This window comes from Candidatus Corynebacterium faecigallinarum (genome assembly GCF_052264515.1).
Classification (GTDB): Bacteria; Actinomycetota; Actinomycetes; order Mycobacteriales; family Mycobacteriaceae; genus Corynebacterium; species Corynebacterium faecigallinarum.
Map to the genome: position 1 here is coordinate 24,902 of NZ_JBQQOC010000005.1, position 25,544 is coordinate 50,445.

A 25,544-nucleotide genomic window follows, 5' to 3' on the forward strand; every position below is an offset into this window, starting at 1 on the left:
CGTGGTTGACTGACGGGGTGCAACACCATGACGATTCCCAATCCCCCCTGAATCGCGGGGACATCGCGGCACCGCCGCGGACACTGATCGATATTCTCCGGGCGATGGCTCAGTCCCATCCCGAAGCCTCCGCCATTGATGACGGGTCGGGGGCGCTGAGCTACGCCGAACTGCTCGACGCCGTCGAGGACCAGGCGGCGGTGCTCCGCTCGGCAGGGGTGCGACCCGGGGACCGCGTGGGGATCCGCGTCGCCTCCGGTTCGCGGGAGCTCTACATTTCGATTCTGGCGGTGATGCGCGCCCGTGCGGCATATGTTCCGGTCGATGTCGACGACACCGATGAGCGCGCCCGACTGGTCTTCGGTGAGGCCCGTGCCGTCGGCGTCGTCGGCAACGGCGGCTATGCGCCGCGTGAGCAGGGGGACGGGCTGGCCGGAGAGGACCGGGGGGACAGGGATAACGCAGCGGCTGTCCACGACCCGACCCCGGACGACGATGCCTGGATCATCTTCACCTCGGGTTCCACCGGCGTGCCGAAGGGGGTTGCGGTGACGCATCGCTCGGCCGCGGCATTCGTCGACGCGGAGGCGAACCTCTTCCTGCAGGACGACCCGCTCGGGCCCGGCGACCGTGTGCTCGCGGGGCTCTCGGTCGCCTTCGACGCGTCCTGCGAGGAGATGTGGCTCGCATGGCGGCACGGCGCGTGCCTGGTGCCGGCACCCCGCGCGCTGGTGCGCAGCGGTGAGGATCTCGCCGGCTGGCTCGTCCGCCAGAACATCACTGTCGTCTCGACTGTGCCGACTCTCGCCGCGATGTGGCCGGCCGAGGCGATCGAGAATGTGCGGCTGCTCATCTTCGGTGGCGAGGCCTGCCCGCCCGAACTCGTCGCACGCCTGGCGGAGGACGGACGCGAGGTGTGGAACACCTACGGCCCGACGGAGGCGACCGTCGTGGCATGCGGCTGTCAGCTCGACGGAAACGGGCCGGTCAGCATCGGCCTACCCCTCGACGGCTGGGACCTTGCGGTGGTCGACGCTGAGGGACACCGGGTCGCGCCGGGAGAACAGGGGGAGCTCATCATCGGCGGGGTGGGCCTCGCCCGCTACCTCGATCCCGCGAAGGACGCGGAGAAGTATGCACCGATGCCCACCCTCGGGTGGGATCGTGCCTACCGCTCGGGCGACCTCGTGCGGTACGAGGAGGACGGCCTCATCTTCGTCGGACGCGCCGACGACCAGGTGAAGGTCGGTGGGCGCCGCGTCGAACTCGGGGAGGTGGAGAATGCGCTGCAGGATCTGCCCGGTGTGACCGCGGCGGCCGCCGCGGTCCGGAAGAGTGAGGCGGATGTGCCGTTGCTGGTCGGCTACCTCGTCGTTGAGGGGGGCGAGGGCGGCGAGGGCGGCGGCGAACTCGACCGCGGCAGGGCCCGCGAACATCTCGCCTCGCGTCTCGCGGCGGGGGTGATGCCAGTGCTCGCCGTCGTCGACGAACTGCCCACCAGAACGTCCGGCAAGGTGGACCGTGCGGCACTGCCATGGCCGCTTCCGCCGTCGGCGACCGGAGGCGGGGCGGCACAGCACGGCTCGGGAGAGGGCGAGGCGCCCCGCACGGAGGCCGAGCAGTGGCTGGCGGAGCAGTGGGAGGCAGTCCTCGGAATGCCTGTCCCGGGTACCGACACCGACTTCTTCGACCTCGGCGGTGGGTCTCTTGCTGCGGCCCAGCTCGTCAGCCGGATCCGCGCCAGGGTGCCCGAGTTCTCGGTAGCCGACGTCTATGATGTGCCGCGGTTGGCGGCGATGGCGAAAGCGGTTGCCGCGACCGACGAGCAGTCCACCTCCGACACCTTCCGCCGTCCCGTCCCGACGCCGCGTCGCACACAGTGGCTGCAGACTCTCGCCGGGATCCCGCTGTTCATCGCGAGCGGGGTGCGGTGGCTCGTCTATCTCCTCACCGCGGGCACGATCCTCACCGCGATCGACGCCGACGCCTTCAGCGTCATGCCGAGTGTGCCCTGGTGGGTGCTCATCGTCACGATCCTCGTCGTGGCCACGCCGTTCGGCCGCATGGGAATCGCCGCACTCGCGGCCCGCCTGCTGCTGAGGGGACTCGCCCCCGGTGACTACCCGCGCGGCGGTGCCACCCACATGCGCCTCTGGCTCGCCGAACAGTTCGCGGCCCAGATCGATGCCGTCGGTCTTGCCGGTGCGCCGTGGATCACGATGTACGCACGACTTCTCGGCGCGACGGTGGAGCGCGACGTGTCACTGCACGCGTTGCCGCCGATCACCGGGATGCTCGAGATCGGCCGGAACTCGGCGATCGAACCCGAGACCGACCTCACCGGGTACTGGATCGACGGTGACCTGCTGCGCGTCGGCCCGGTGCGCATCGGCCGCAACGTCACCGTCGGAGCACGGTCGACGCTGGCCCCCGGCACCCGCATCGACGACGGGGCGGAGATCGCCCCCGGCTCCGCCGTCTTCGGCCGAGTGAAGTCGGGCCAGCGCTGGGGCGGATCGCCCGCCGTGCGCACCGGTGGCGCCCGGGGAACGTCGCGGAGTGGCTCAGGCAAATGGCCGGAGAAGAAAGCGACGCAGTCGCGGGCGTGGAAGGTCGCCTACGGCGTCTCGTCGGTAGGCCTGGCCCTGCAGCCCTTCGTGGCGTTCTCGGCGGGAGCCGCGATCCTCGCGATCGGGATCGCGGGCGCCGACACGCCCTGGCAGGCACTGTCCGGCTCGCTCGTCTGGCTCGTGCCGGCGGTGCTCGCCGTCGGCCTCGTGTACGCAGGCTCGGTCCTCGTGCTCGTACGCCTGTGCTCGATCGGTGTGGAGGAGGGGACGTACCCGGTGCACAGCCGCATCGGGTGGCAGGTGTGGACCACGGAGCGACTGCTGGATGCTGCCCGTAGCTTCCTCTTCCCGATGTACTCGAGCCTGTTCACCCCTGTGTGGCTGCGAATGCTGGGCGCCCGTGTCGGACCGAACGTCGAGGCGTCAACCGTCCTGCTGCTGCCGACGATGACACGTATCGACGAGGGCGCGTTCCTCGCCGACGACACGATGGTCGCGTCCTATGAACTGCACCGGGGCTGGCTGAGGATCGCACCAGTGCGCATCGGGAAGCGTGCCTTCCTCGGCAACTCGGGGATGGCCGGTCCCGGGCACAAGGTCGCGAAACGCTCGCTGGTCGCGGTCCTGTCGGTGGCCCCCGGTAAATCGAAGTCGGGTTCGTCGTGGCTCGGGTCGCCGCCGACCCGACTGCGCCGTGCGACGCAGTCCGGCGACGACGAGCGCACCTACAATCCCGGGATGGCGCTGAGGGTCGCGCGCACCCTGTGGGAACTGTGCCGGTTCGTGCCGGTGCTCGTCTCGAGCCTGCTCGGCGTCGCGGTGCTCTGCGTCTTCGCGTGGCTCTGGTCTTCGCTGGGTCCGTGGTGGACCCTCCTGCTGTCGGGCATCGTGATGCTCACCGCCGGTGCTGTCGCGGCAGCGATCTCCACCGTCGCGAAGTGGCTGATCGTGGGACCGATCCGGGACGGGGAGCGGCCGCTGTGGTCGAGCTTCGTGTGGCGCACCGAGGTGAGCGACACCTTCACCGAGATGCTTGCGGCGCCCTGGTTCGCCCGGGCCGCCGTCGGGACCCCTGCGATGGCCGTCTGGCTGCGCTCCCTCGGCGCCAACATCGGCAAGGGCGTGTGGTGTGACTCGTACTGGCTGCCCGAACCTGACCTGGTGACCCTCGGCGACGGTTCCACGGTCAACCGGGGCTGCGTCGTACAGACGCACCTGTTCCACGACCGCATCATGAGCATGGACCGCGTCGAACTCGAGGACGGGGCGACTCTCGGCCCGCACAGTGTGATCCTGCCCGCCGCGTCGATCGGTGCACACGCCACCGTCGGCCCGGCCTCGCTCGTGATGCGCGGGGAGAGCGTGCCCGTCGGCTCCCGGTGGAGCGGAAACCCGATCGGACCCTGGAAAGCCGTCAAGGTGCGCGCTTACCAGTCAACGACATAGGATCAGTCCAATGCCCATGACCCCCGCCCCGCACCCGTACCTCCCGGACTCCGGTGACTCGCGTTTCTCGGTCGCGCACACAACGCTCGCACTCGACTACACCCCGCGCACCAACCGGCTCGAGGGGCGTGCCGAATTCGATGTGCGCGTGCTCGAGGAGACCCGGGACCTGCGCTTCGACCTCGTCGGGCTCAGCGCAGGCAAGGTGCGCGTCGACGGGAAAGTGCACAAGCAGCTGAAGCGGGAGAAGCATGCGCTGCGCGTGCGCTTCGGATCCGCCCTGCAGCCCGGGACCTCGCTGTCCGTCGCCATCGACTACGCCGGCAAGCCTGCGCCGCGACCGTCGCACTGGGGCGAGGTCGGCTGGGAGGAACTCACGAACGGTGCGCTCGTCGCCTCTCAGCCGTGCGGTGCACCCACGTGGTTCCCCTGCAACGACCGTGTCGACGACCGTGGCACCTACGACATCGATGTCACGTGCGACCCGGAGTTCTTCGTTGCGGTGACAGGTGTTCCAGGGCGGGTGACGTCCGCGGGACGGAAGCTGAACTGGCGGTTCGAGAGCCATGTGCCGACCGCGACCTACCTGCTCGCCGTGCACGTGGGGGAGTACAAGGAGTACGCGTTCCGTCTGACCACGCTGGGGGACGTCGTCGTCGGCGCGGTGCGCGGCGGGGCACGGTCCGTCACCGGACGTGCTCCACGAGGTGCCGAATCCGCCAGACTCGTTGCCCCGCCGGCCCACTCCGGCCTCGTGCGGGAGGCGTTCTCGCCGGTGCCCGACATGGTGGCGGTCTACGAGGACTGGTTCGGCGACTATCCGCAGGAGGATCTGACGATCGTCGTCGTCGATGAAGACCTGGAGATCCCCCTCGAAGCGCAGGGACTGGCATCCTTCGGACTGAACCACTGTGAGGAGTCGGAGCAACGACTCATCGCGCACGAACTCGCCCACCAGTGGTTCGGCAACAGTGTCGGCCTCTCCCGGTGGGAGGACATCTGGCTCAACGAGGGGTTCGCCTGTTTCGCCGAGTGGGTGTGGTCGCAGGAGTCGGACGGACCGACGATCGCCGAGTGCGCCGAGCAGCACCATGCGCGGCTCGCGGACCTGCCGCAGGATCTGCGGCTCCTCGACCCGGGTGCTGTCGACATGTTCGACGACCGCGTCTACAAGCGTGGCGCGCTGCTGCTCGAGACGCTCCGGCGCACCCTCGGTGACGAGGTGTTCCGGGATCTTCTGCGCACCTGGACCGACAGCAGGAAGCACCGACTGGCGACCACCGACGAGTTCACCGCACTGGCCGACTCGGTGAGCCCCGAACCGCTTGACGAGATCTGGCAGGCATGGTTGCACGACACCGCGCTGCCTGACCTGCCGGCGGTCTAGTCGTAGCCCCGGTTCCTCCTACTCCCCGTGTTCCTCCTACTCCCCGTCGCCGACCGGGATGGAGCCGGGGAGGTCATCCACGCTGAGCGTCCCGGCCTTCGACGCGGACAGGATCTTGCGCGCCGCCGGGACACTGTCCCAGGTGTTCCACAGCAGGACGCCCTGCACCACCTGATCGCGCAGGTAGTAGACCACGGCGGCGGTGCGGTCATCGTTCCAGTCCTCGACGACATCCAGCTCGGTGCTCAGCGTGCCGACCGCCTCGTAGCCGTCGTCGAAGATGTCGGAGAAGAACAGTGGGGTGTACTCGTAGGATTCCGCCCCACCGGCCATGTTCGTGCCCGCGACCGTGCCGGACTGCTCGGCGTTGTCGACATGCTCGACGTGCCTGCGACCGAGCAGCGGATCGGTGAACACGGCGATGTCACCGGCGGCGTAGACGTCGGGGGCGCTGGTGCTCAGGGAGATGTCGACGGCGACCCCGCCGTCCTCCAGGGCGAGGCCGGCGTCCTGCGCGAGCCCGGTCTCCAGGACCGCACCGAAGCCGATGACCGCCACATCGGCGGACACTGCATCCCCGTCGGTCGGCACCAGGGTCAGCGCGGTGCTGCTGGTGCCGCTGGTGTCGCCGGTGTCGAGGTGGTCGAGCTGGAAACCGTGGTGCACGGTCACGCCCTTGGCGGCGTAGACCTCTTCGAGGTGGTCGGTGATGGAGGCGGGGAACATGTGCCCCAGCACCCGCTCGTCGGGCGTGTAGAGGTCCACGGTGGCGCCGACGGCATTGAGTGCCACCGCGGCCTCGGACCCGATGTAGCCGCCACCGACCACCGCGACGCGGGTGCCGGCGGTGACCTTCTCACGCAGCGTCCGGTAGTCGGAGAGGCTGCGGATATAGGCGACGCGGTCATCGCCGGTGCCGCCGGTGCCGTCGGTGCCGTCGGTGCCGCCAGTGCCGTCCAGCGTCTTCGGGGACGCCCCGGTCGCCAGCAGCAGGGTGCCGTAGGCGACGGTGTCTACTGAGTCTCCGCTGTCCGTGGTGACGGTGTGGGAGGACGGGTCGATCGAGGTCACGGTGGTGCCGGTGGCCAGCTGGGCGCCGGTGTCGTCCGCGGTGCCCAAGGCGATGTCCTCGACGGTGGTGGAGTCGTCGAGCCAGAGGCCCTTGGTCAGGTCCGGTCGGAACACCGGCCCTTCCGCATCGCGCGTGATGATGAGGACGCTGGCGTCGGGCGTACGCTCGTTGATGGCGCGTACTGCCTTGTCAGCGGCCACGCCGCCGCCGACGATGACGTGATCGTAGGATTCCTGCAACTTGTGGTGTGACATACCTCCGAGGCTACGCCTCTCCACACGGCAGCCCCCGGCTCTCACGGAGTCGGTAATGGGTCGGTAGGGGACCGTCAGGGAATAAGCAGGGAGCCCGCCGCGTCAGACTGAAGTGCTGGTCTGTTGGTACAGACTCAACCGAGCCTGGCCCTCGACGCGTCGGTAGACACTAGACATCAGGGCGGTGAAAGGCTCGGCAAGGTCGGCCCGCGATGAGGTTGCCCGGTACGTGAGTGCCGCTGCATCGGAGCCGAGCGGGAGCAGTGTGGCATCGGAGATGTCGTAGGAGTCCCAACCAGGCATGCCGTCCAGTGAGTCGGTGATCTCGTCTCGGGTCATCGTTGACCCGTCCACCAGGATGAAGAGGGCTTCCGGCATCATCAGTGGACCGTAGTAGGAGCCGCCACGCGACTCGCAGAGTGACTGCCAGCCTGCATGCTCAAGTGCGAGGAGTTCGCCCAGAGTAAAGGCATCCATGATCGCGATCCTACGGACTCATCGGTCCCGTCCACCAGGGGTACGTGGGTGCCTCGGCTACGCTCACGGATCGTCCGAACAGGTCATCGGCGGGGCACCGTTCAGGCGGGACGCCGCTGCACTGCTCCTCACCGCCGACCCGCGAGCGTGCCGCTGCGTGACGGATTGGCCCTTCCGTCGGCAGCGGAACCAGGTTTTCGTCACGGAGCGGTACGCACGGCCCGCGGCACCTGCCCGTAGGGCCAACCGCGGCCCCGGCCCCGACCCTCGGATCATGGCACTAAGACGATGCCACCGCTACGCGGGCATTGATCACTCCGTCGACGATGTTCTCGACCGTCTTGGCGATGCGTCCTGCAACGCCGTCAGGTTCGCCGGAGCTTGAGGAGTTGCGCCAGGATGCGGACCGGGCCTTCAGTGACCGCTGTCGCCGTGCGTTGCTGCCGTACTCCGCCGAGGGTGGAGTCTCCGATGCTGCGATGCAGGCGATCCTTGGTGCAGCAGACGGCTTTGCCCGGGCCTATGTGCTCGGCGCCATCACTCTGGACGACGGGCGCGCTGCACTGGCGCGGGTGGTTGCAGCGTCCGTATGGTGCGGACCGCGACCGGTGATGGTGGAGGAGGCAGCCGCACGCGTGCAGGCGCGTGACGGATTGACCACTCCACGCGGCTGTGACCATGGGGCCGTGGGGCCGTGGGACAATGGGCCTTGTGAACACCCCGCCAGCGTCCCAGCCCAACCTGTTCCTGCGCGGAGCGCTCATCGTACTCGCCGTCGTCCAGGCGGTCTCCGCGATCGGCGGCGCACTGGCGATGGTGTTCGGCGACGGCGCCGGGTTCGACGGGTCCTGGCTGGACCCCACCCCGTTCACCTCCTACCTGTGGCCCGGGGTGATCCTCGCGGTGGTCGTCGGCGGGACGCAGGTGCTGGCGGTCATCGCACAGCTACGCCGACGTCACCTGGCGTGGGAGCTGCACGCCGCCGCCGGCCTTGTGATGCTGATCTGGATCTTCGTGGAGCTGGCGATGATGATGGAGTGGTTCGTCCTGCAGGGGGTCATGTTCGCCACCGGGACGCTGCAGGTCGTGCTTGCCGTCCTGGCGCTGGGGGCCTGGCCGCGGCGGTGATCTCGTGCGGATGGGCCAGTCCGGCGCACGTACCGTGGGGCCATGACTATGCTCCCGGATCGTCCGAACACCGCGCTGCTGATGATCGACGTGCAGAACCTTGTCGTCGACGGTGCGCACCGTCGTGATGAGGTGGTGGGGAACATCGCCGGGCTGGTGCAGCGGGCGCGGGACGCCGGGACGCCGGTGGTGTGGGTACGGCATCACGTACCGCAACTTCCTGCCGGGGCACCGGAGGCCGAGTTCGTTACCGAGCTTGAGGAACTCCGCAGTCAGGCCCAGGAACCTGTCGTGGTCAAGCAGTACCGTGATGCTTTCGAGGACACGGACCTGGAGGATGTCCTCGCTGGTCTCGGGGTTGGCCGCCTCCTCGTTGCCGGAGCCGAGACCGATGCCTGCATTCGCAGCACCATCCACGGCGGATTCGTCCGTGGTTATGACGTGACCCTGGTGTCCGATGCGCACACTGCCGGCGACAAGACGAAGTACGGTGCGCCGCCGGTGGAGCAGGTCATTACCCACACGAACCTCTACTGGGGTACCCAGACGGCACCGGGGCGCACGGCCGCGGCGGTGACTGCGGCCGAGGTCGAAGTCTCCACAGAAGGACACCCATGAAACTCAAGCTTGACCTGCACGACATCTACAACAGGAGCAAGGACATCGACCGCGCCCTGGACGACGTCATGGATGAGGCGGAGCGGACCAAGGCCAAGTCCGTGGAGATCATCCCGGGGAAGGGGAGCGGGCAGCTGAAGAAGCGGGTCCTGCGCTACCTGGACCGGAAGGACGTCAAGGCCCGCTACCACCGGGTGGAGAAGGACAGCAAGAACCATGGACGGGTGTTCGTCCACTTCAAGCACTGACGGTTGAGCACAGCCGGGACGCACCGCCGACGCAGGTACGCTGGCACCATGACCGATCAGAGCAGCGTCCCCAGCAACTGGTTCACCGGCGGTGCGGAGTACGCCACCTACCGGCCCAGCTACCCGACCCAGGTGTCGTCCTTCCTGGCCGACCTGGTGCCGTCGACGGGTCTGGCGGTGGACGTGGGCTGCGGTACCGGCCAGCTGTCGTCGCAGCTCGCGAACCATTTTGACCGGGTCATCGGCGTCGATCCGAGCGAGTCGCAGGTCGCCGCGGCGGTCGAGCACCCGAACATCACCTACCAGGTCGCGCGGGCGGAGGACCTGCCCTTGGAGGACAGCTCGGTGGACCTGGTCACCGCCGCGCAGTCGGCGCACTGGTTCTCGCTGCCGGACTTCTACGCCGAGGCGCGCCGGGTCGGACGCGACGGCGCGCTGATCGCGCTGGTCAGCTACGGGATCCTGCGGATCGCCGACCAGGATGTCCAGGAGAGGTTCGGACGCTTCTACTACGACGAGATCGGCCAGTACTGGGACCCGGAGCGCAAGTTCGTCGAGGAGGGGTACCGGACGATGCCCTTCCCCTTCGAGGAGGTCGGGGCCCCGGAGCTGAGCATCGACGCCGACCTCGACCGTGAGGCGTTCCTGGGGTACATCGGGACGTGGTCGGCGGTGCGCAAGGCGGAGCAGGAGGGACGCTCCGATCTCTTCCAGTCGTTCTCCGAGGACATCGTGCGGATCTGGGGCGACAACGGTCGGCCGCGGCTGGTGTCCTGGCCGGTAGCGGTGAGGGTGGGGCGTCTCTAGCAGATACTTGACATGTCACCTATCTGCGCTAGGGTGGGTCTGTCATTGGCGCAGGCGTGACCTGTCTGCGCGTCCCCTTATGAAAGGTCCCGTCATGGGCAGCGCAACCTCTGCTTCCGGCACGTCCTCCTTCTCTGGTGTCGTCAGCGACATCGTCATCCTCGTCTCCCGCGTCGCCGTGGGAGTGATCCTCTTCGCCCACGGTTGGCAGAAATTCTTCACCAACGGCATCGACGCCACCGCCCGGGGCTTCGAGGGCATGGGCGTCCCGGCTGCAACCGCTGCCGCGATCTTCGCCGCCACCGTCGAGCTCGTCGGCGGCGCGCTGCTCATCGTCGGTCTGTTCACTCCGGTCGTCGCCCTGCTGGTGGTGGCTGACATGGCCGGCGCATTCTGGTACGCACACCGGGAGGCGGGCACCATCTTCGTCGGTGACGGGGGGTACGAGCTTGTTCTGGCACTCGCCGCGGGGGCGGCACTGGCGGGGGCACTTGCCGGAGGACGGTTCAGCCTGGATCGCCTGGTGTTCGGCCGAAAGCGGTCCCTCTCACCTGCGGCGTAAGAGCATTTCTGTGATGTGATTAACGGTATATAAAAATAGTGGTGGACATCACATCGGGCGTCCTCTAGGTTTGGGGTTGGTAACCGCTGACCCCGACGGCCGGACAGTACCCGGCCCAGATGGAGTAACTAACATGACCGCTACCGCCACCACCAGCAATGCCTACGCTGCCCCCGGTACCGAAGGTTCCCTGATCACGTTCAAGCCCCGCTACGAGAACTTCATCGGCGGACAGTGGGTCCCGCCCGTGGACGGCCAGTACTTCGAGAACATCAGCCCGGTCGACGGCAAGGTGTTCACCGAGGTGGCCCGGTCCAAGGCGGCAGACATCGAGAAGGCTGTCGACGCAGCACACGCCGCCGCACCCGCCTGGGGCAAGACCTCCGTCCAGGAGCGCTCCCGTGTCCTGCTGAAGATCGCCGACCGTCTCGAGGAGAACCTCGAGATGCTGGCCGTCGCCGAGACCTGGGACAACGGCAAGTCCGTGCGTGAGACACTCGCCGCCGACGTCCCGCTGGCCATCGATCACTTCCGCTACTACGCCGGCGCACTCCGTGCCCAGCAGGGCACCCTGTCGCAGATCGACGAGAACACGGTCGCCTACCACTTCCACGAGCCCCTCGGCGTGGTCGGCCAGATCATCCCCTGGAACTTCCCGATCCTCATGGCGGCGTGGAAGATCTGCCCGGCCCTCGCGGCCGGCAACGCGATCGTCCTGAAGCCCGCCGAGCAGACCCCGGCCTCGCTCCTGGTCGTCGCCGAACTCATCGCCGACATCCTGCCCGAGGGTGTGCTCAACATCGTCAACGGCCTCGGCGAGGAGGCCGGTGCTGCTCTCACCGCGTCCGACCGCATCGACAAGATCGCCTTCACCGGTTCCACCGAGGTCGGCAAGATCATCAACAAGTCCGTGGCGGACAAGCTCATCCCGGTCACCCTGGAGCTTGGCGGCAAGTCCCCGAACGTCTTCTTCAACGACATCATGGATGAGGACGACGCCTTCCGGGAGAAGACCCTCGAGGGCTTCGCCATGTTCGCCCTGAACCAGGGTGAGGTGTGCACCTGCCCGTCGCGTGCCCTGATTCAGGAGGACATCGCCGACGAGTTCCTCGACCTCGCCGTGAAGCGCGTCGCCTCGATCAATGCCGGCAACCCGCTGGACCCGGCCACCATGATCGGTGCGCAGGCGTCCCTGGAGCAGATGGACAAGATTACCGGCTACCTCAAGTCCGGCCCCGAGGAGGGCGCAGAGGTGCTCATCGGTGGCGGCGTGCGTCAGGTGCCCGGCCTGGAGAACGGCCTGTACGTGGAGCCGACCGTCCTGAAGGGCAACAACTCCATGCGCTGCTTCCAGGAGGAGATCTTCGGCCCCGTGCTGGCGGTCACCACCTTCAAGGACTTCGACGAGGCCATGGAGATCGCCAACGACACCGAGTACGGTCTCGGCGCCGGCGTCTGGTCCCGCGACAACCAGAAGGCCTACCGTGCTGGTCGCACCATCCAGTCCGGTCGTGTGTGGGTGAACAACTACCACTCCTACCCGGCACACGCTGCCTTCGGTGGCTACAAGAAGTCCGGTATCGGTCGCGAGACCCACCTGATGATGCTGGACCACTACCAGCAGACCAAGAACCTGCTGTGGTCCTACGACCAGAACCCCAACGGCCTGTTCTAAAGGCCAGTTCCCGGGACTGATGCAGGCCCACGTAACCAGCCGGCATCGTCCGGTCCACTCCGCCGGCATCGGGCGTCCACGCCCGGTGCCGGTTTCGGCTATGCCGGGCCGACCACCGCCGACACGAGTACTTTCGAGAAAGACATCATTACTTTCGAGGAATGAGTTCAATGCTGAACGCACCACGTCGGCGCTCCGTCGCCGCGATCATCGCCATCGGAGCCTCGGCAGCACCCTTTCTGGGTGCATGCCAGAGCCCTGACTCCGTCGACAGCGCGGACGACACCACCTCAGGGGTGCAGCCACAGGTGCTCCACAGGATGGTGGGGAGGTCCTCTCCGCAGAATCCTGTGAATCGGTGGACGGTCCCTCCGGGGCCGAGGGGGCGACTGCAGGAGAGTCATCGTCGGACGAGGACAAGGAGAGTGCGGCAGAAGCGGAAGAGGATCTTGCGGCGAACCCCGAGACCGCAACCACCGGCTTCCGCGACGGTATGAACCCGGTAAAGACCACGAACTTCTCGGTGTCCACCGCGAACCCGCTGTCGACCAAGGCGGCCTGTGACGTCCTCGCCGACGGCGGAACCGCCGCCGACGCGCTGGTGACGGCCCAGCTGGTGCTCGGGCTGGTGGAGCCGCAGGCCTCCGGTATCGGCGGTGGCGGCTACATCCTCTACCACGATGCGGACACCGGCGAGCTCACCAGTATCGACGGCCGGGAGACCGCGCCAATCGCCGCCACCGGCACGTACCTGACCCAGGTCTCCGACGAGGACGTCTCTTCCCCGCAGCCGGACGCGCGAAGGTCCGGCCGGTCGATCGGGGTGCCCGGCATCGTCGCCGCACTCGGCGAACTCCATGACCAGCAGGGCGCACCGAATGGAGCGACCTGGTGGGACCGGCGGAAACGATGGCCTCCGACGGCTTCGACATCAGTCCGCGGCTGTCGGCGTCCATCGAGGAAGCGGCGGAGGACCTCGCCCGGGACCCGGACGCGGCGGCCTACTTCCTGGATGAGGACGGAGAGGCGAAGCAGTCCGGCGAGACGCTGCAGAACCCCGACTACGCGGCGACGTTGAACAGCCTCGCAGAGGGTGGGGCGGATGCGCTGTACACCGGTGACCCGGCACGGAGCATCGTCGAACGGGCGAACAGCCGTGAAGGCGGCACCACGCCTGGTCAGCTCTCCACCGCGGACCTCGCGGCCTACACCCCGGAGACCCACGACGCGGTGTGCACCCCCTACCGCGACAAGACCGTGTGCGGCATGGGGCCGTCCAGCTCCGGCGGGATCACCGTGGCCAGCGCACTGGGCATTCTCGGGAACACCGACCTGGAGCAGTACGCACCCGAGGATGCAGGTGCCGACGGCTTCGTCCCCGATCCTGAGGCCGTCCACGTCATCAGTGAAGCGGAACGACTCGCCTACGCCGACCGTGACGCCTATGTCGCTGACACGGCGTTCGCGCCACTGCCGGGTCCGGACGGTGAGAGCGCGGCCGCGATGCTCGACCCCGGCTACCTGGAAGGACGCTACGACGAGATCGACCCCGACACGTCCATGGGCGAGGCTGAACCCGGCGAGCTGTCCCCCGTTGTCGCCCAAGGCGCAGATCAGCCCGAGAACGGCACCAGCCACATCAGTGTGGTCGACGGTGACGGTAACGCGGCATCGATGACCACCAGCGTGGAAGCCGCGTTCGGTTCCTTCCACATGGTGGGCGGGTTCATGCTCAACAACCAGCTCACCGACTTCTCCGAGGATCCGGAGGACGAGGCCGGTAACCCGGTGGCCAACAGTGTGGAGGGCGGGAAGCGTCCCCGGTCCTCGACGGCACCGACGATGGTGTTCAACGGAGCCGACAACGGTGCCGACAACGGTGACGCGACGACGCCCGGCGATCTGTACATGGTCGCCGGCTCCCCGGGCGGCGCGGTCATCCCGCAGTACGTGCTGGAGACCCTGATCGGTGTCATCGACTGGGGGCTCGCCCCGCAGCAGGCCGTCTCGATGCCGAACTTCGGTGCGCGCAACGAGGAGGAGACCGGTATCGGTGGTGAGCACCCGCTCATCGGCGACGACGGGGAAGGGTCCGGGGGGTCCTCGGAGGATGTGGAGAACCTGGTGTCGTCCCTGGAGGACAAGGGGCACGAGGTCTCCACCGAGGGGCAGGTCAGTGGGCTCTCCGCCATCGTGCGGCAGGACGACGGAACACTCATCGGTGGAGCAGACCCACGGCGTGAGGGCGTGGTCCTCGGCGGGTGACGTCTGCCTCTCGCCCCGTGCATGGCCAGACCTGGACGCGTACTCTCGGAAAGGTACGGGACGCCACCAGACTTCCACCCGATCGCAGGAGGTACGTCGCACACATGTCGAACACATCAGACCTCACCGGCCGGACCGTGGCCATCATCGCCACCAACGGATTCGAGGACTCCGAGCTCACCAGTCCCCGTGACGCCATCCGCGATGCCGGTGGCACCGCTGTGCTGGTGACCCCTGGCGGTGAGACGGTCACCGGGAAGAACGGCACCGAGCTCGCTGCCGACACGGCCACCGCGAATGCCGCTTCCGCCGGATACGATGCCCTGGTGCTGCCCGGTGGCACCTCGAACGCGGACGCGCTCCGTCTGGACCAGGACGCAGTCGCCCTGGTCAAGGACATCGCCACCAGTGGGAAGCCGGTCGCCGTGATCTGCCACGGCGCCTGGATCCTCACCGACGCCGATGTGCTGGCAGGACGGACCCTCACCTCCTTCCCGTCCCTGCGCACCGACCTGGTGAACGCCGGGGCATCCTGGGTGGACGAGGAGGTCCACATCGACGGTGGGGACGGAGCGAAGGTCGGCACCCTGGTGTCCTCCCGGACCCCCGATGACCTCCCAGCCTTCAACGGTGCGCTGGTCGCCGCATTCGCCGTGGCAGACGAGAAGTAGGGCACACCGGTGCCGGGTTCCTCCGGCTACTCGGTGGACTCGGTGGCGCCGGCCCACTGGTTGATGCCGCGGTCCACGGCCCACCGGTCGATCTCGACGAGTTCGGCATCGCTGAAGTCGAGGTTCTTCAGTGCGTCCAGTGAATCACCCAGCTGCTCCACCGAGGACGCACCGATCAGCGCACTGGTGACCTCCGGTCGGCGCAGCACCCAGGCGATCGCCATCTGCGCCAGCGTCTGACCGCGACCGGCGGCGATGTCGTTGAGCGCACGGATGGCGGACAGGGTCTCGTCCGAGAGGAAACCGGAGTTCATCTTGTGCGTCCCCAGCCGGGAACCCTCCGGCACACCGTCGAGGTAGTGGTCGGTGAGCAGACCCTGCGCCAGGGCGGAGAAGGCGATCACGCCCATGCCCTGCTCAGCGCAGGTGTCCAGCAGGTCGTCCTCGATCCACCGGTTGAACATCGAGTAGCTCGGCTGGTGGATGAGCAGCGGCGTCCCCAGATCCTTCGCGATCGACTGGGCCTGTCGGGTGAGCTCGGGGGAGTAGGAGCTGATGCCGACATAGAGGGCCCGGCCGGAACGCACGATGTGGTCGAGGGCGGCGACGGTCTCCTCGACCGGGCACTCCGGGTCGGGCCGGTGGTGGTAGAAGATGTCGACGTAGTCCAGCCCCATCCGCCTCAGTGAGGCATCGCAGCTGGCCACGAGGTACTTCCGCGATCCGCCGAAGCCGTAGGGGCCGTCCTGCATGTACCAGCCGGCCTTCGAGCTGATCAGCATCTCATCGCGGTACGGGCGGAAGTCGGACGCCATGATCCGGCCGAAGTTCTCCTCCGCCGCCCCCGGCACCGGGCCGTAGTTATTGGCCAGGTCGAAGTGGGTGACGCCACGGTCGAAGGCGTGCCGCAGGATCTCCCGCTGGTTCTGCAGCGGACGGTCCGAACCGAAGTTGTGCCACAGGCCGAGCGTGATCGCGGGCAACGTCAATCCGGAGACACCGCTTCGCCGGTACGGCATGGGAGGAACCGCAGGCACACCGGGGTGCTCGTCGGACCCGGTGTAGCGGGTGTCGGCGGCGCGGTAGATGTCGGGGTACACGGGATTGTTCATGGCAACCTAGGCTACGCGGCTACGCGAGACGACAACGTGTCCGGGTTCTCATGTATCCTACGAATCACTTATCCAGTTTCACTACCTCAAGGAGTTGAGCGTCCACCATGGACGATGGGCCTAGTCGGAGTATCAGGGGCGGCGCCGTCCGCCCGCATCAACTGATGCACGAACATTCGATGCACGAGCATTCGATGCACGACCGCACGCAGTCAGGAACGCCGGACCCGGGGGGTGACCGGTGAGCCCGCTCGTGACGTTGCTGCTGGGCATCGTCCTCATCCTCGCGCTCATCGTGGCGAACGCCTACTTCGTCGCCCAGGAATTCGCCTATATGTCGGTGGACCGGTCGCGCCTGCGCGCGCTGGCCGCCGACGGGGACGAAGCAGCTGGCCGCGCCCTGGCAGTCACCCGTCGCACCAGCTTCATGCTCTCCGGTGCGCAGCTCGGCATCACCGTGACCGGCCTGCTCATCGGTGAACTCGCCGAGCCGATGATCGGTGGTTCCCTCGCCGAGATGATCGGGGCGGCCGGTGCCACTGCCGCCATCGCGGCGGGGACCCTGCTGGTCGCCACGGTGATCCAGATGATCTTCGCCGAGCTCTACCCGAAGAACCTCGCCATTGCCGCCCCGGAGCCGCTGGCCCGCGCGCTGGCCCGGTCGACCCAGGTCTACCTCTTCCTCTTCGGTTGGCTGATCGCCTTCTTCGACTGGTCCAGCAATGCCCTGCTTCGCCTGGTGGGCGTCACTCCGGTGGAGGACGTCGACTCCACCGCCGACAGCAAGGACCTGGGACGTATCGTCGCGGACTCCAGAGCGTCCGGCGATCTTCCTCCGGACCTGTCGATGCTCATCGACCGCATCCTCGACTTCCCGGAGCACACCGTGGAGCACGCCATGGTGCCGCGGGCGAAGCTCGGCGAAATGGACCCGACCACCACGGTGGCTGAGGCCCGTGAACGCATGGCCGGTGGTCACACCCGCTATCCGGTGATGGGCCATGTCGAGGACGAGACGACCCACGAGGAGGAGGAACGGCTCTACGGGGTGCTGCACCTGGACGACATCCTCGACCCGGACCTGCCGCCGGAAACGCCGGTGGGTCAGCTGGTCCGTGAACCGGTCGTGCTCCCCGAGGTGATGCCCCTGCCGGATGCCGTGGTCGAACTCAGTGAGTCCGACAACCGGTTGGCCTGTGTCGTGGACGAGTACGGCGGTGTCTCCGGTGTCCTCACCGTCGAGGACCTTGCCGAGGAACTCGTCGGCGAACTCACTGACGAGCACGATGCCGAAGAACACCACATCAGCCATGAGGCCGGTGTCGGTCCTGATAACGACCAGTGGCGCATCGCAGGCGATGAGCACCTCGACGAGGTGGCCCGCGTCCTGGACGTCCGGCTGCCGGTCGGAGAGTACGAGACCCTCGCCGGTCTCCTCATCGAGGAGCTCGGCGCGCTGCCGGACGTGGGGCAGATTGTCCGGGTCGAGTTGCCGGACGATCCCCGCGAGGTCGTCGAGCATCGTCACCGGCGGCGGGTGCTCGTCGCCGAGGTGGTCGAACTCGGCAACCATGTGCCAACTGAACTGCTGGTCCGTCTGGAGGTGACCGACGATGAATGACCTGACCGTTATTGTGGTCACGCTGCTGCTCCTGGTGGCCAGCGCCTTCTTCGTGATGATCGAGTTCGCCCTGTTGGGTGCCCGCCGTCACCGGTTGGAGGAGATCGCCCCGGAGAAGGCGTCCGCCCGTGCCGCATTACGTGGCATCCACGAGCTGACGGTGATGTTGGCGGCCGCCCAGCTGGGTATCACCGCCTGTACCTTCGCCCTCGGTGCGGTGACGAAACCGGCGGTGTCGGCATGGCTGAAGCCGGTGTTCGAGGCGATGGGCATCCCGGGAGGCGCGGCCTACACCGTGTCCTTCATCGTCGCGCTGCTGATCGTGACGTTCCTGCACCTGGTCGTCGGTGAGATGGCCCCGAAATCCTGGGCGATCGCCTTCCCCGAGCGGGCGGCACGTCTGGTCGCGCTTCCGGCGCGCGGGATGGTGTGGCTGCTGCGTCCGATCCTGTTGTGGATGAACCGGGTGGCCAACCGCCTGGTCAGTGCGTCCGGTGTGGAGCCGGTCGACCGTGCCGCCGCCGGTGGCCACGACACCGACACCCTGCGTCACCTGGTCGAACATTCGACGGAGGAGGGCGCACTGGAGGAGGAGTTCCAGGCCCAGATCGCCGGTGCCCTGGACCTGCAGCGACGTCATCTCGGGGAGTTGCCGGGAACGGAGGTCCCGCATCTGTCGTTGTCGGCGACGGTGGCCGAGGTGCAGGACGCTGCCCGTGCCACCGGGCAGTTGCGCATCCTGCTCTCCGAGGGCGCCGGTGCTGCCGTCGACTCGGTGCGCGTCCTGCATGTGCGCGACACCTTGATGGAGTCCCGTTCGGCGGCCGCACTGCCGCTGAGCAGGCCCTTGCTGTCACTGCCGCACACCATGGCCGTCCATGAGGCATTCCGCAGGATGCGTGAGGACAGTGAGCAGCTGGTCGGCGTCAGTGGCGAGGACAGTCTGCTGCCGCGCGTGGTGACGCTGCCGGAGATCCTGGACTTCGTCCTGCCCCGCACGCGGGTCGACAGCACCACAGGTACGGCCGCCGGATAGCGTCCGGGCCGGCGTCGGCTACCCCAGCAGCCGTCGGGGGATCGCCAGCTCCAGCAGTTCGCCGGTGGTCAGGGCCTCACGGGACAGGATCTCGCCGCAGACGTAGCGTGCCTGATCCTCCGGATCGGGTATGCGCCGTGCCGCGGAGAGCACAGAGGTCAGCAGGCCGTGCTCGCCGCTGCCGGTCGGCCCCCACGCCCGCCATGCCGCTGCGGTGATGAGGTGCTCCAGCGTCATCCCCTTCGGCTCCCGGGGTGCCATGGACTCGTCCGGCTCCCGCGCCGCGCCCGGCGTCCGCGACGCCTCGCGGCCCGTGCGGGGACGCACGTGCAGGTCCTGCTGGCCGACCCCGGCCACCGACCCGTCCGGGTTGGTGATCACACAGGTGAAGGCCACGTTGTAGTAGCCGTCGGCCTCGATGCCGGCGAGGATCTCCTCGCAGAGTTCATCGGTGACCTTCACCGGCATCCGCGCCCCGTTGCGTCCCGGCGAGAGGAACTGGAATTGGCCGGTACGGGTCCAGGCCTCGTAGTTCCGGCCGAGACGCTTCATGACCAGCGTCCCGAAAAGGAAGTCGGTCATGGCGAACAGGGTCCCGCCGAACGCCGCGCCGTGCATGTTCTGCGTCAACGGGCCCGAGTGCAGCACAACCTCGCCGTAGGACCAGTCATCGACGATGTTGTGGACGCGCACGCCGTCACCGGCCAGTGGGGGCCAGATCGCGAGGCCCCGCTCGAAAGCCCGGGGTGAGCCGAAGACCCGTTTCAGGACGGTCTTCTCGATCTTCTTCAGGGGCGTCCGGAGAGGCTTCTTCATCGCAGTCAACATAGTTCTCGTCACATTACCTTTTATCGGCCCACCCGGGGGTGAAACCCGCGGCGCGTCCCCACCGAACGGGAATACTCTGGGCTGTGATCCGTTGAGAACAATGGACATGGCAACACACCACATGTCATCACGAAGGAGCGATATACACCATGAGTAACTTCACTGTTCCGGGCCTGTCAGAGGGCGACGCCAAGCAGGTCGTCGACATTCTGCAGGAACGCCTCACCGCCTACAACGACCTCCACCTCATCCTCAAGCACGCGCACTGGAACGTCGTCGGACCGAACTTCATCGGCGTCCACGAGATGCTCGACCCCGAGGTCGAGGCCATCCGTGCCAACGCGGACGCCGTCGCCGAGCGCATCGCCGCCCTCGGTGGCGAGCCGGTCGGTACCCCGGACTCCCACGCGCCGGGTCGTGACCCGCTGCAGTACCCGATCAACAAGGGCACCACGGCCCAGCACCTTGCGGCACTGAACGAGGTCTACGACAAGGTGATCATCGACTCCCGCGAGGCTGACTCCGCCCTCGACCAGCTCGACCCGGTCAGTGAGGACATGTTCATCAGCCAGATCGGTGCGATGGAGCAGTTCCAGTGGTTCCTCCGTGCCCACCTGGAGGATGGCAACGGCAACATCGCCGGCGGTCAGTAGTATCTGACGTCCGTATCTGACGTCCGTATCGGACGTCCTGAAGCGACGGGGCAGGAGGAGCAGGCGCTCCGCTGCCCCGTTCGTCATGCCGCGTTTCTATGTCGCGGTACTCATGCCGCGAACATCTGGCGACGGACCTCGGGGGCGAGCATCTCGGCGTAGGTGTTCGTCAGGTGGGAACTGTCCCGGTACACCAGGACGTTGCCGACCACACCGGGACAGCGGTCCTCGGAACACATCGCATCGGTGACGTCGAGCATCGTGATGTCCAGCCCGTCGTATTCGCCGAGCGCCGGGTTCGTCTCGGCGCGCACCGTACTGCGCGGCTTACCGCAGTCCTGCACGGTGTCGTCACTGTCATCGCGGGCGTACTTCTCGTCCAGGACGCACAACCGGGCGTCAACGCCGCCCTCATCGTCCCGCAGCCAGGGGGTGTCGCGCATGCCCCAGGTGTGGATTCCTTCGTCGGTGAACCGGGCGACCAGGTCCACGAGTTCCTGCGGTGCATAATCAACCCCACTGCCATTGGGGTTCACCGGCCGGGTGGTGTTGATGAAGACCCCGTCGGTCGGCGGATTGTCGATGATGTGCTGCTGCGCCAGCTCGTTCCACTCCTCGCACTCCGGGTACTCCGAACCATCGGGCTTGGGCAGCGGCATGCCGATCACACAGCCCATCTTCAACAGCGGGATCACCCGGATACCCTCGTCCTTCCCGATGACGTCGAGGGTCGGGACGAAGTGCTCGGCATGGGAACTGCCGGCGATGTACATGGTGCGCTCTGCATCGACATCGCCGTAGGCGCAGGGGATGTCGGAGTTGTTGAACTCCTGGGTGAGCACCGGTGCCGCCTGGCCGAACAGGCCGGCACAACCATCGGGGCCGGTCGGCGGGTAGTAGTCCGGGGCGTCCTCGGACAGCGGGGCGACCGGGACGGTGTCGTCGACGGGGGCACCGTCCAACAACGCCCGGGGCCCCGGGTACAGCTCCGGGTCCAGGTCCGCGGCGCTGAAGCCCACCTCATCGGAGTCCGCGGTGTGCCGGATCGCCGGCCCGGAGACGAGCACTCCTACCGTGGCGACCGATATCGCGGTGACCACGGTAATTCCCCGACGGTTGCGCAGCGCGAGCCGCAGGGACGCGCGGTCCGGCAACCAGGCGCGCGCTGGCTTGCGGGTCTGCCGCAGCGGGGTCTCGATGAAGCGCTGGGTCGCCCACGCCAGACCGAGGGACAGCAGAATCACCCCGCTTCCCACCGCCAGGCCGAGGGGCACCCCCAGCGAGTTGGTGATGCCCTGCAGCGCTGTCTGACCCTCCTCGTCACTGCCGGACGCCGCCCCGTCGGAGAAGTGGAAGGTGGCCAGCACCAGCAGCGGCCAGTGCCACAGGTAGAGGGCGTAGGAGATCCGGCCGAGCGTCTGGAACGGCCTGGTCCCCAGCATCCGGGTCACACCGGTGGGGTGGCGTCCGTCATCGACCCGGTTACCGGAGAGGATGACCAGTGCAGCCCCGACCAGTGGGACCAGGGTCCACGGGCCCGGGAACTGCTCGGCACCGTCGAGGAAGACTCCGGTGCCGATGATCAGCACGATGCCGACGACTCCAGCCACCCACCGCCATCCGGCGAGGGCGACGGGAATCGTACGACGCAGCAGGAACATCCCGAGCAGGCCGCCCAGCCCGATCTCCCAGAAACGACTCAACGGGGAGTAGTAGTTCCACCCCTGGTCGGTGGAGTGCAGGTAGACCGCGTAGAAGAAGCTGGTCACGGTCGCCACGACCAGCAGCCAGCTCAAGGCGACCGCTCCCGTACCCGTGCGGGCGCTGCTGCGGGCGCTGTTGCGGGCACTGTTTTCTGGGCTGCTCTCGCCCCGGCGGCCCCGCACGCCGAACAGCAGCGTGGCCAGCAGGATGACCACCAGCGAACCGAGGTAGATCTGGAGCTGAGCCGACATCGACCAGATGTGCTGGAAGACGCTCACTTCCAGGCCGATGGCGGCGTAGTCCTGGCTCTGCTCCGCCAGGTGCAGGTTCTGGACGTACAGCAGGGACGCCGTGGCGTCCTCCCCGAGCTGTGCCCACCGGGACCGCGGGTACACCAGAAGCCCGATGAGCAATGATGCGGCGATCACCGTCAACAGTGCCGGGTAGAGCCGTCGGAGCAGGCGGACGACCGCTTGGAACAGGGTCTGACCGGTCGGGTTCAGCGCATTGCGAATCTGCGGGGCGAAGAAGAAGATTCCGCCGATGAGCAGGAACACGTCCACACCCGAGGACACCCGTCCGATGAAGACGTGGAAGAAGACGACCAGGGCGATCGCGAGTCCCCGGAGACCGTCGATGTCGCGTCGGTAGTTCCCGCCTGCCGGTGCCGCTGACCGTGCAGTCGCCCGCGCCGCTGACGGTGCAGCGGAGGGCGTCGAGTCAGGGTTCTCGGAAGTGGGCATCGTCCGATGACTTTAACAGTCGGCGGTGTCGCGACGCCTCTCGGCGACCGCCCACCAGACCGTCGCGAAAGGAACTGCGAGCCAGGCCACCGTCTGCAGGTTGCCGAAGACCTCCGGCAGTACCGGAATCTCACCCACCGGCCAGTGGGTGGACGTCATGAAGATGAAGAACGCCAGCCACATCACCGGATTGTGCATGGGGGAGCGCCGGCACAGCACCGTCACCGCCATCGGCAGCAGCCACATGCAGTAGTACGCCTGGTGCAGGCCGCTGGACATGATGATCGCGACGAACAGGACGCCGAGAGTGGAGAAAGCCCACATCACCGGGTCAGAGAAGCGCCAGCGCCACAGCAGGACCACGGCGGCGACGGTGACGGCCAGGAGGGCGGCGAGGCAGAGGTACTCGACGGTGGAGTTCCAGCCCAGGTTGAGAGCGATCCCGGAAATCGACCCGTTGTTGTAGGAGCGGGGTTCGCCCAGGTAGGGCAGGAGATTGTCGACGTAGTCCATGGGGGTGTTCATCGTCAGCCACCCGATGGCGAAGAGGCCGATGACGACCAGTCCGGCGATGACGAGGAGGACCAGTTGCCCGGAGACCAGGGGGATGAAGGCGAGGACACCGAACTGTGGCTTGATCGTCACCGCGAGGCCCAGGACGAGACCGCCGATGAGTGTGCGGCGGCGCAGCAGCAGGTGGCGGAGCCGGTGGCCCCCGCTGTGTTCCCCGCTGGATTCCCCGCTGCGCTCCCCGCCCTGGCTCCAGGCGTGCCGGTCGGAGACGTCGGACAGGGACATCAGGACGAGCAGCACCATGAGCAGGAGCAGGAAGCCGTTGATGTTGGTCAGGACCAGGGTGCTGACGACGGGCTCGGCCGGGGCGAAGGTGGCGATGACCGCGACTGCCATGAGCTGGCTGGTCAGGTGGGCGGTGATCATCCGGATGCAGAGGTACAGGGAGGCCAGGATGCAGGCGGCGCCGAGCAGCAGCAGGACCCGCCGGGCGAGATCGAAGTCCCCCAGCAGGGCGATCGGGCTGAGTAGCGCGGTGGCACCAGGTGACCAGAGGTAGTGGGGGGCCTCGGTGGAGTAGTCCTCGTTGTAGACCGCTTCGCCGGAGGTGTAGCGCTGGACGGCGTCCCAGATCGGGATGAAGTCACTGCCGTCGTTGATGGTGGGCATCTGGAACACTGCCCGGATGAGGAAGACCGCGGCGAACAGGTACAGCGTGTTCGACACCACGCGGAACCAGCGGGCGTCCTCCACCGACTGCGGGACCAGACGCTGTGCCGGGTCGGGCCAGTGCCAACGGCGGGAACCGGAGTCCGGGTCGTTGTCGGTCATTCGACGCAGCAGCGTGCGCACATGGACTCCGTTCGGTGCAGGGGTCGCTGTCGAGGCAGTGGTCAGGATCGTGTGTCAGATTAACAGAGGTGGGGTCGCTGATCTGCGCTGCCGTGCGTGCCGACTAACCGGGTGGGGTGTCGCGGATCTAGTATGTCCGAATGACGTTGTTCCGGAGGGCAAGTACCCTCGCCGCGGTTCTCGCCGCCACCCTGTTCACCACCAGCCTCACTGCCTGTACCTCTGAAGAGTCCGGGGCGTCCGGCACCACCACGGTGACCACGCAGGACGCTGCGTCCGAGGCGGCGTCCGACACCGTCACCACCGAGCGTGACGACGCCGACGGTACCGACGACGCCGACGGTACCGACGACGCCGACGGCGCTGACGGTGCTGACGGCGACAGTGGGGCGTCCGACCCGCTTCCGACCTCGGCCGACGCCGAGGCGCAGTCCGCCCTGGACACCCTGGCCACCCTCGACGTCAAGGGGCGCGCGCCGAAGACAGGCTACGCCCGCGACGAGTTCGGTCAGCGTTGGAAAGACATCGACCGCAATGGCTGTGACCAGCGCAATGATGTGCTCGCCCGGGACATGACCGGTGTGGATCGGCAGGGACCGTGCAAGGTGATGAGCGGCACGCTGGCCGATCCGTTCACCGGTCAGACCATCAACTTCGTGCGTGGGCAGGACACCAGCACCGCGGTGCACATCGACCACGTCGTCGCGCTCTCCGACGCCTGGCAGAAGGGTGCCCAGCAGCTCAGCCCGGACACCCGGGAGCGTTTCGCCAACGACCACCTGAACCTGCTGGCCGTCGACGGCCCGGCGAATATGCAGAAGGGTGACGGGGACGCCGCGACCTGGCTGCCGGCGAACCGTGGGTTCCGCTGCACCTATGTGGCGCGTCAGGTGGAGGTCAAGGCGAAGTACGACCTGTGGGTCACTGCTGCCGAGCGTGATGCCATCGCCCGGATCCTGGGTGGGTGCGGTGCCGGTGAGCTGGCCCCGGTCGGGGAGGCTCCGGCGCCTGCTGCGGATCCTGCGCCGGCACCGGACCCTGCGCCGGCTGCCCCGGCACCTGCCCCTGCGCCGAACCCGGCCCAGCAGCCTGCGGCTCCGGCGGGTGCCGAGCCGTACTACGCCAACTGCACCGCCGCCCGTGAGGCCGGCGCCGCCCCGCTGTACGTCGGTTCCCCCGGCTACCGTGCGGCGATGGACCGCGGCGGGGACGGCGTGGCCTGCGAGTAAGCGCCTGCGGCACTCTCACTCCCGCTCCCGGGTGGTTCTGACCCCCTCAGACCACCCGGGAGCGGGAGTGACA

The 25,544-nt window shown here is 67.6% G+C and carries 19 protein-coding genes and 1 pseudogene; 14 read left to right on the plus strand and 6 right to left on the minus strand.

Going from position 1 to position 25,544, the window contains the following annotated elements; translation table 11 throughout:
• Positions 1-104 precede the first annotated feature (104 nt).
• A complete protein-coding gene (locus ACTXPP_RS03745) occupies positions 105-4,016 on the plus strand; it encodes a Pls/PosA family non-ribosomal peptide synthetase (protein WP_443340957.1) in 3,912 nt (1,303 codons plus the stop codon).
• A gap of 10 nt (positions 4,017-4,026) precedes the next feature.
• Positions 4,027-5,403, plus strand: a complete 1,377-nt coding sequence (locus ACTXPP_RS03750; RefSeq protein WP_301496528.1) for a M1 family metallopeptidase — start codon at positions 4,027-4,029, stop codon at positions 5,401-5,403.
• A 36-nt stretch (positions 5,404-5,439) separates the two neighbouring features.
• On the opposite strand, the gene ACTXPP_RS03755 is transcribed toward ACTXPP_RS03750, so the two are convergent.
• Together ACTXPP_RS03755 and ACTXPP_RS03760 are read right to left on the minus strand one after the other, a co-directional pair.
• Positions 5,440-6,729 carry an NAD(P)/FAD-dependent oxidoreductase gene (locus ACTXPP_RS03755; RefSeq protein ID WP_443340960.1) on the minus strand — a complete coding sequence of 430 codons (1,290 nt, stop codon included), beginning with the start codon at positions 6,727-6,729 and terminating at the stop codon, positions 5,440-5,442.
• 102 nt (positions 6,730-6,831) lie between these two features.
• Positions 6,832-7,206, minus strand: a complete 375-nt coding sequence (locus tag ACTXPP_RS03760; protein ID WP_301496524.1) for a nuclear transport factor 2 family protein — start codon at positions 7,204-7,206, stop codon at positions 6,832-6,834.
• Positions 7,207-7,917: 711 nt separating this feature from the next.
• Here ACTXPP_RS03760 and ACTXPP_RS03765 point away from each other — a divergent pair.
• The 8 genes and pseudogenes from ACTXPP_RS03765 to ACTXPP_RS03800 all read left to right on the plus strand — a co-directional run bounded on the left by ACTXPP_RS03765 (position 7,918) and on the right by ACTXPP_RS03800 (position 15,180).
• On the plus strand, positions 7,918-8,334 hold the full coding sequence (locus ACTXPP_RS03765) for a hypothetical protein (protein ID WP_301496521.1): 417 nt from the start codon (positions 7,918-7,920) through the stop codon (positions 8,332-8,334).
• Between the two features lie 42 nt (positions 8,335-8,376).
• Positions 8,377-8,952 carry an isochorismatase family protein gene (locus ACTXPP_RS03770; RefSeq protein ID WP_301496519.1) on the plus strand — a complete coding sequence of 192 codons (576 nt, stop codon included), beginning with the start codon at positions 8,377-8,379 and terminating at the stop codon, positions 8,950-8,952.
• Entirely contained in the window at positions 8,949-9,200 is a 252-nt protein-coding gene (locus ACTXPP_RS03775; RefSeq protein ID WP_301496517.1) for a Smr/MutS family protein, read from the plus strand. Before ACTXPP_RS03770 ends, ACTXPP_RS03775 begins: the two co-directional genes overlap by 4 nt.
• A 48-nt stretch (positions 9,201-9,248) precedes the next feature.
• On the plus strand, positions 9,249-10,007 hold the full coding sequence (locus ACTXPP_RS03780; RefSeq protein WP_301496515.1) for a class I SAM-dependent methyltransferase: 759 nt from the start codon (positions 9,249-9,251) through the stop codon (positions 10,005-10,007).
• A 94-nt stretch (positions 10,008-10,101) separates the two neighbouring features.
• On the plus strand, positions 10,102-10,569 hold the full coding sequence (locus tag ACTXPP_RS03785) for a DoxX family protein (RefSeq protein WP_441583504.1): 468 nt from the start codon (positions 10,102-10,104) through the stop codon (positions 10,567-10,569).
• 133 nt (positions 10,570-10,702) lie between these two features.
• Positions 10,703-12,244 carry an acetaldehyde dehydrogenase ExaC gene (gene exaC, locus ACTXPP_RS03790; RefSeq protein WP_301520966.1) on the plus strand — a complete coding sequence of 514 codons (1,542 nt, stop codon included), beginning with the start codon at positions 10,703-10,705 and terminating at the stop codon, positions 12,242-12,244.
• Positions 12,245-12,737: 493 nt separating this feature from the next.
• A pseudogene (locus ACTXPP_RS03795) lies at positions 12,738-14,509 on the plus strand (gamma-glutamyltransferase family protein).
• Positions 14,510-14,613: 104 nt separating this feature from the next.
• Complete coding sequence (locus ACTXPP_RS03800; RefSeq protein WP_301495287.1) at positions 14,614-15,180, plus strand: type 1 glutamine amidotransferase domain-containing protein; 567 nt, start codon at positions 14,614-14,616, stop codon at positions 15,178-15,180.
• Between the two features lie 26 nt (positions 15,181-15,206).
• Here ACTXPP_RS03800 and ACTXPP_RS03805 read toward each other — a convergent pair whose 3' ends face one another.
• Positions 15,207-16,292, minus strand: coding sequence for an aldo/keto reductase (locus ACTXPP_RS03805; RefSeq protein WP_443340963.1), 1,086 nt, complete (start codon positions 16,290-16,292; stop codon positions 15,207-15,209).
• Between the two features lie 241 nt (positions 16,293-16,533).
• Between ACTXPP_RS03805 and ACTXPP_RS03810 the strand changes: the two genes are divergently transcribed.
• Entirely contained in the window at positions 16,534-17,913 is a 1,380-nt protein-coding gene (locus ACTXPP_RS03810; RefSeq protein ID WP_441583506.1) for a hemolysin family protein, read from the plus strand.
• Entirely contained in the window at positions 17,906-18,949 is a 1,044-nt protein-coding gene (locus ACTXPP_RS03815; protein ID WP_443340966.1) for a CNNM domain-containing protein, read from the plus strand. Before ACTXPP_RS03810 ends, ACTXPP_RS03815 begins: the two co-directional genes overlap by 8 nt.
• A gap of 18 nt (positions 18,950-18,967) precedes the next feature.
• Here the strand turns inward: ACTXPP_RS03815 and ACTXPP_RS03820 are convergent, their stop codons facing one another.
• Complete coding sequence (locus ACTXPP_RS03820) at positions 18,968-19,765, minus strand: PaaI family thioesterase (RefSeq protein ID WP_443340968.1); 798 nt, start codon at positions 19,763-19,765, stop codon at positions 18,968-18,970.
• A 161-nt stretch (positions 19,766-19,926) separates the two neighbouring features.
• Here ACTXPP_RS03820 and ACTXPP_RS03825 point away from each other — a divergent pair, with 161 nt between their 5' ends.
• Entirely contained in the window at positions 19,927-20,430 is a 504-nt protein-coding gene (locus ACTXPP_RS03825) for a Dps family protein (protein WP_301495279.1), read from the plus strand.
• Positions 20,431-20,540: 110 nt separating this feature from the next.
• Here the strand turns inward: ACTXPP_RS03825 and ACTXPP_RS03830 are convergent, their stop codons facing one another.
• Together ACTXPP_RS03830 and ACTXPP_RS03835 are read right to left on the minus strand one after the other, a co-directional pair.
• Positions 20,541-22,877 carry an acyltransferase family protein gene (locus tag ACTXPP_RS03830; RefSeq protein ID WP_443340971.1) on the minus strand — a complete coding sequence of 779 codons (2,337 nt, stop codon included), beginning with the start codon at positions 22,875-22,877 and terminating at the stop codon, positions 20,541-20,543.
• A gap of 12 nt (positions 22,878-22,889) precedes the next feature.
• On the minus strand, positions 22,890-24,221 hold the full coding sequence (locus tag ACTXPP_RS03835; RefSeq protein WP_443340973.1) for a glycosyltransferase family 87 protein: 1,332 nt from the start codon (positions 24,219-24,221) through the stop codon (positions 22,890-22,892).
• Positions 24,222-24,382: 161 nt separating this feature from the next.
• Between ACTXPP_RS03835 and ACTXPP_RS03840 the strand changes: the two genes are divergently transcribed.
• Complete coding sequence (locus ACTXPP_RS03840) at positions 24,383-25,471, plus strand: GmrSD restriction endonuclease domain-containing protein (RefSeq protein WP_443340976.1); 1,089 nt, start codon at positions 24,383-24,385, stop codon at positions 25,469-25,471.
• Positions 25,472-25,544 lie beyond the last annotated feature (73 nt).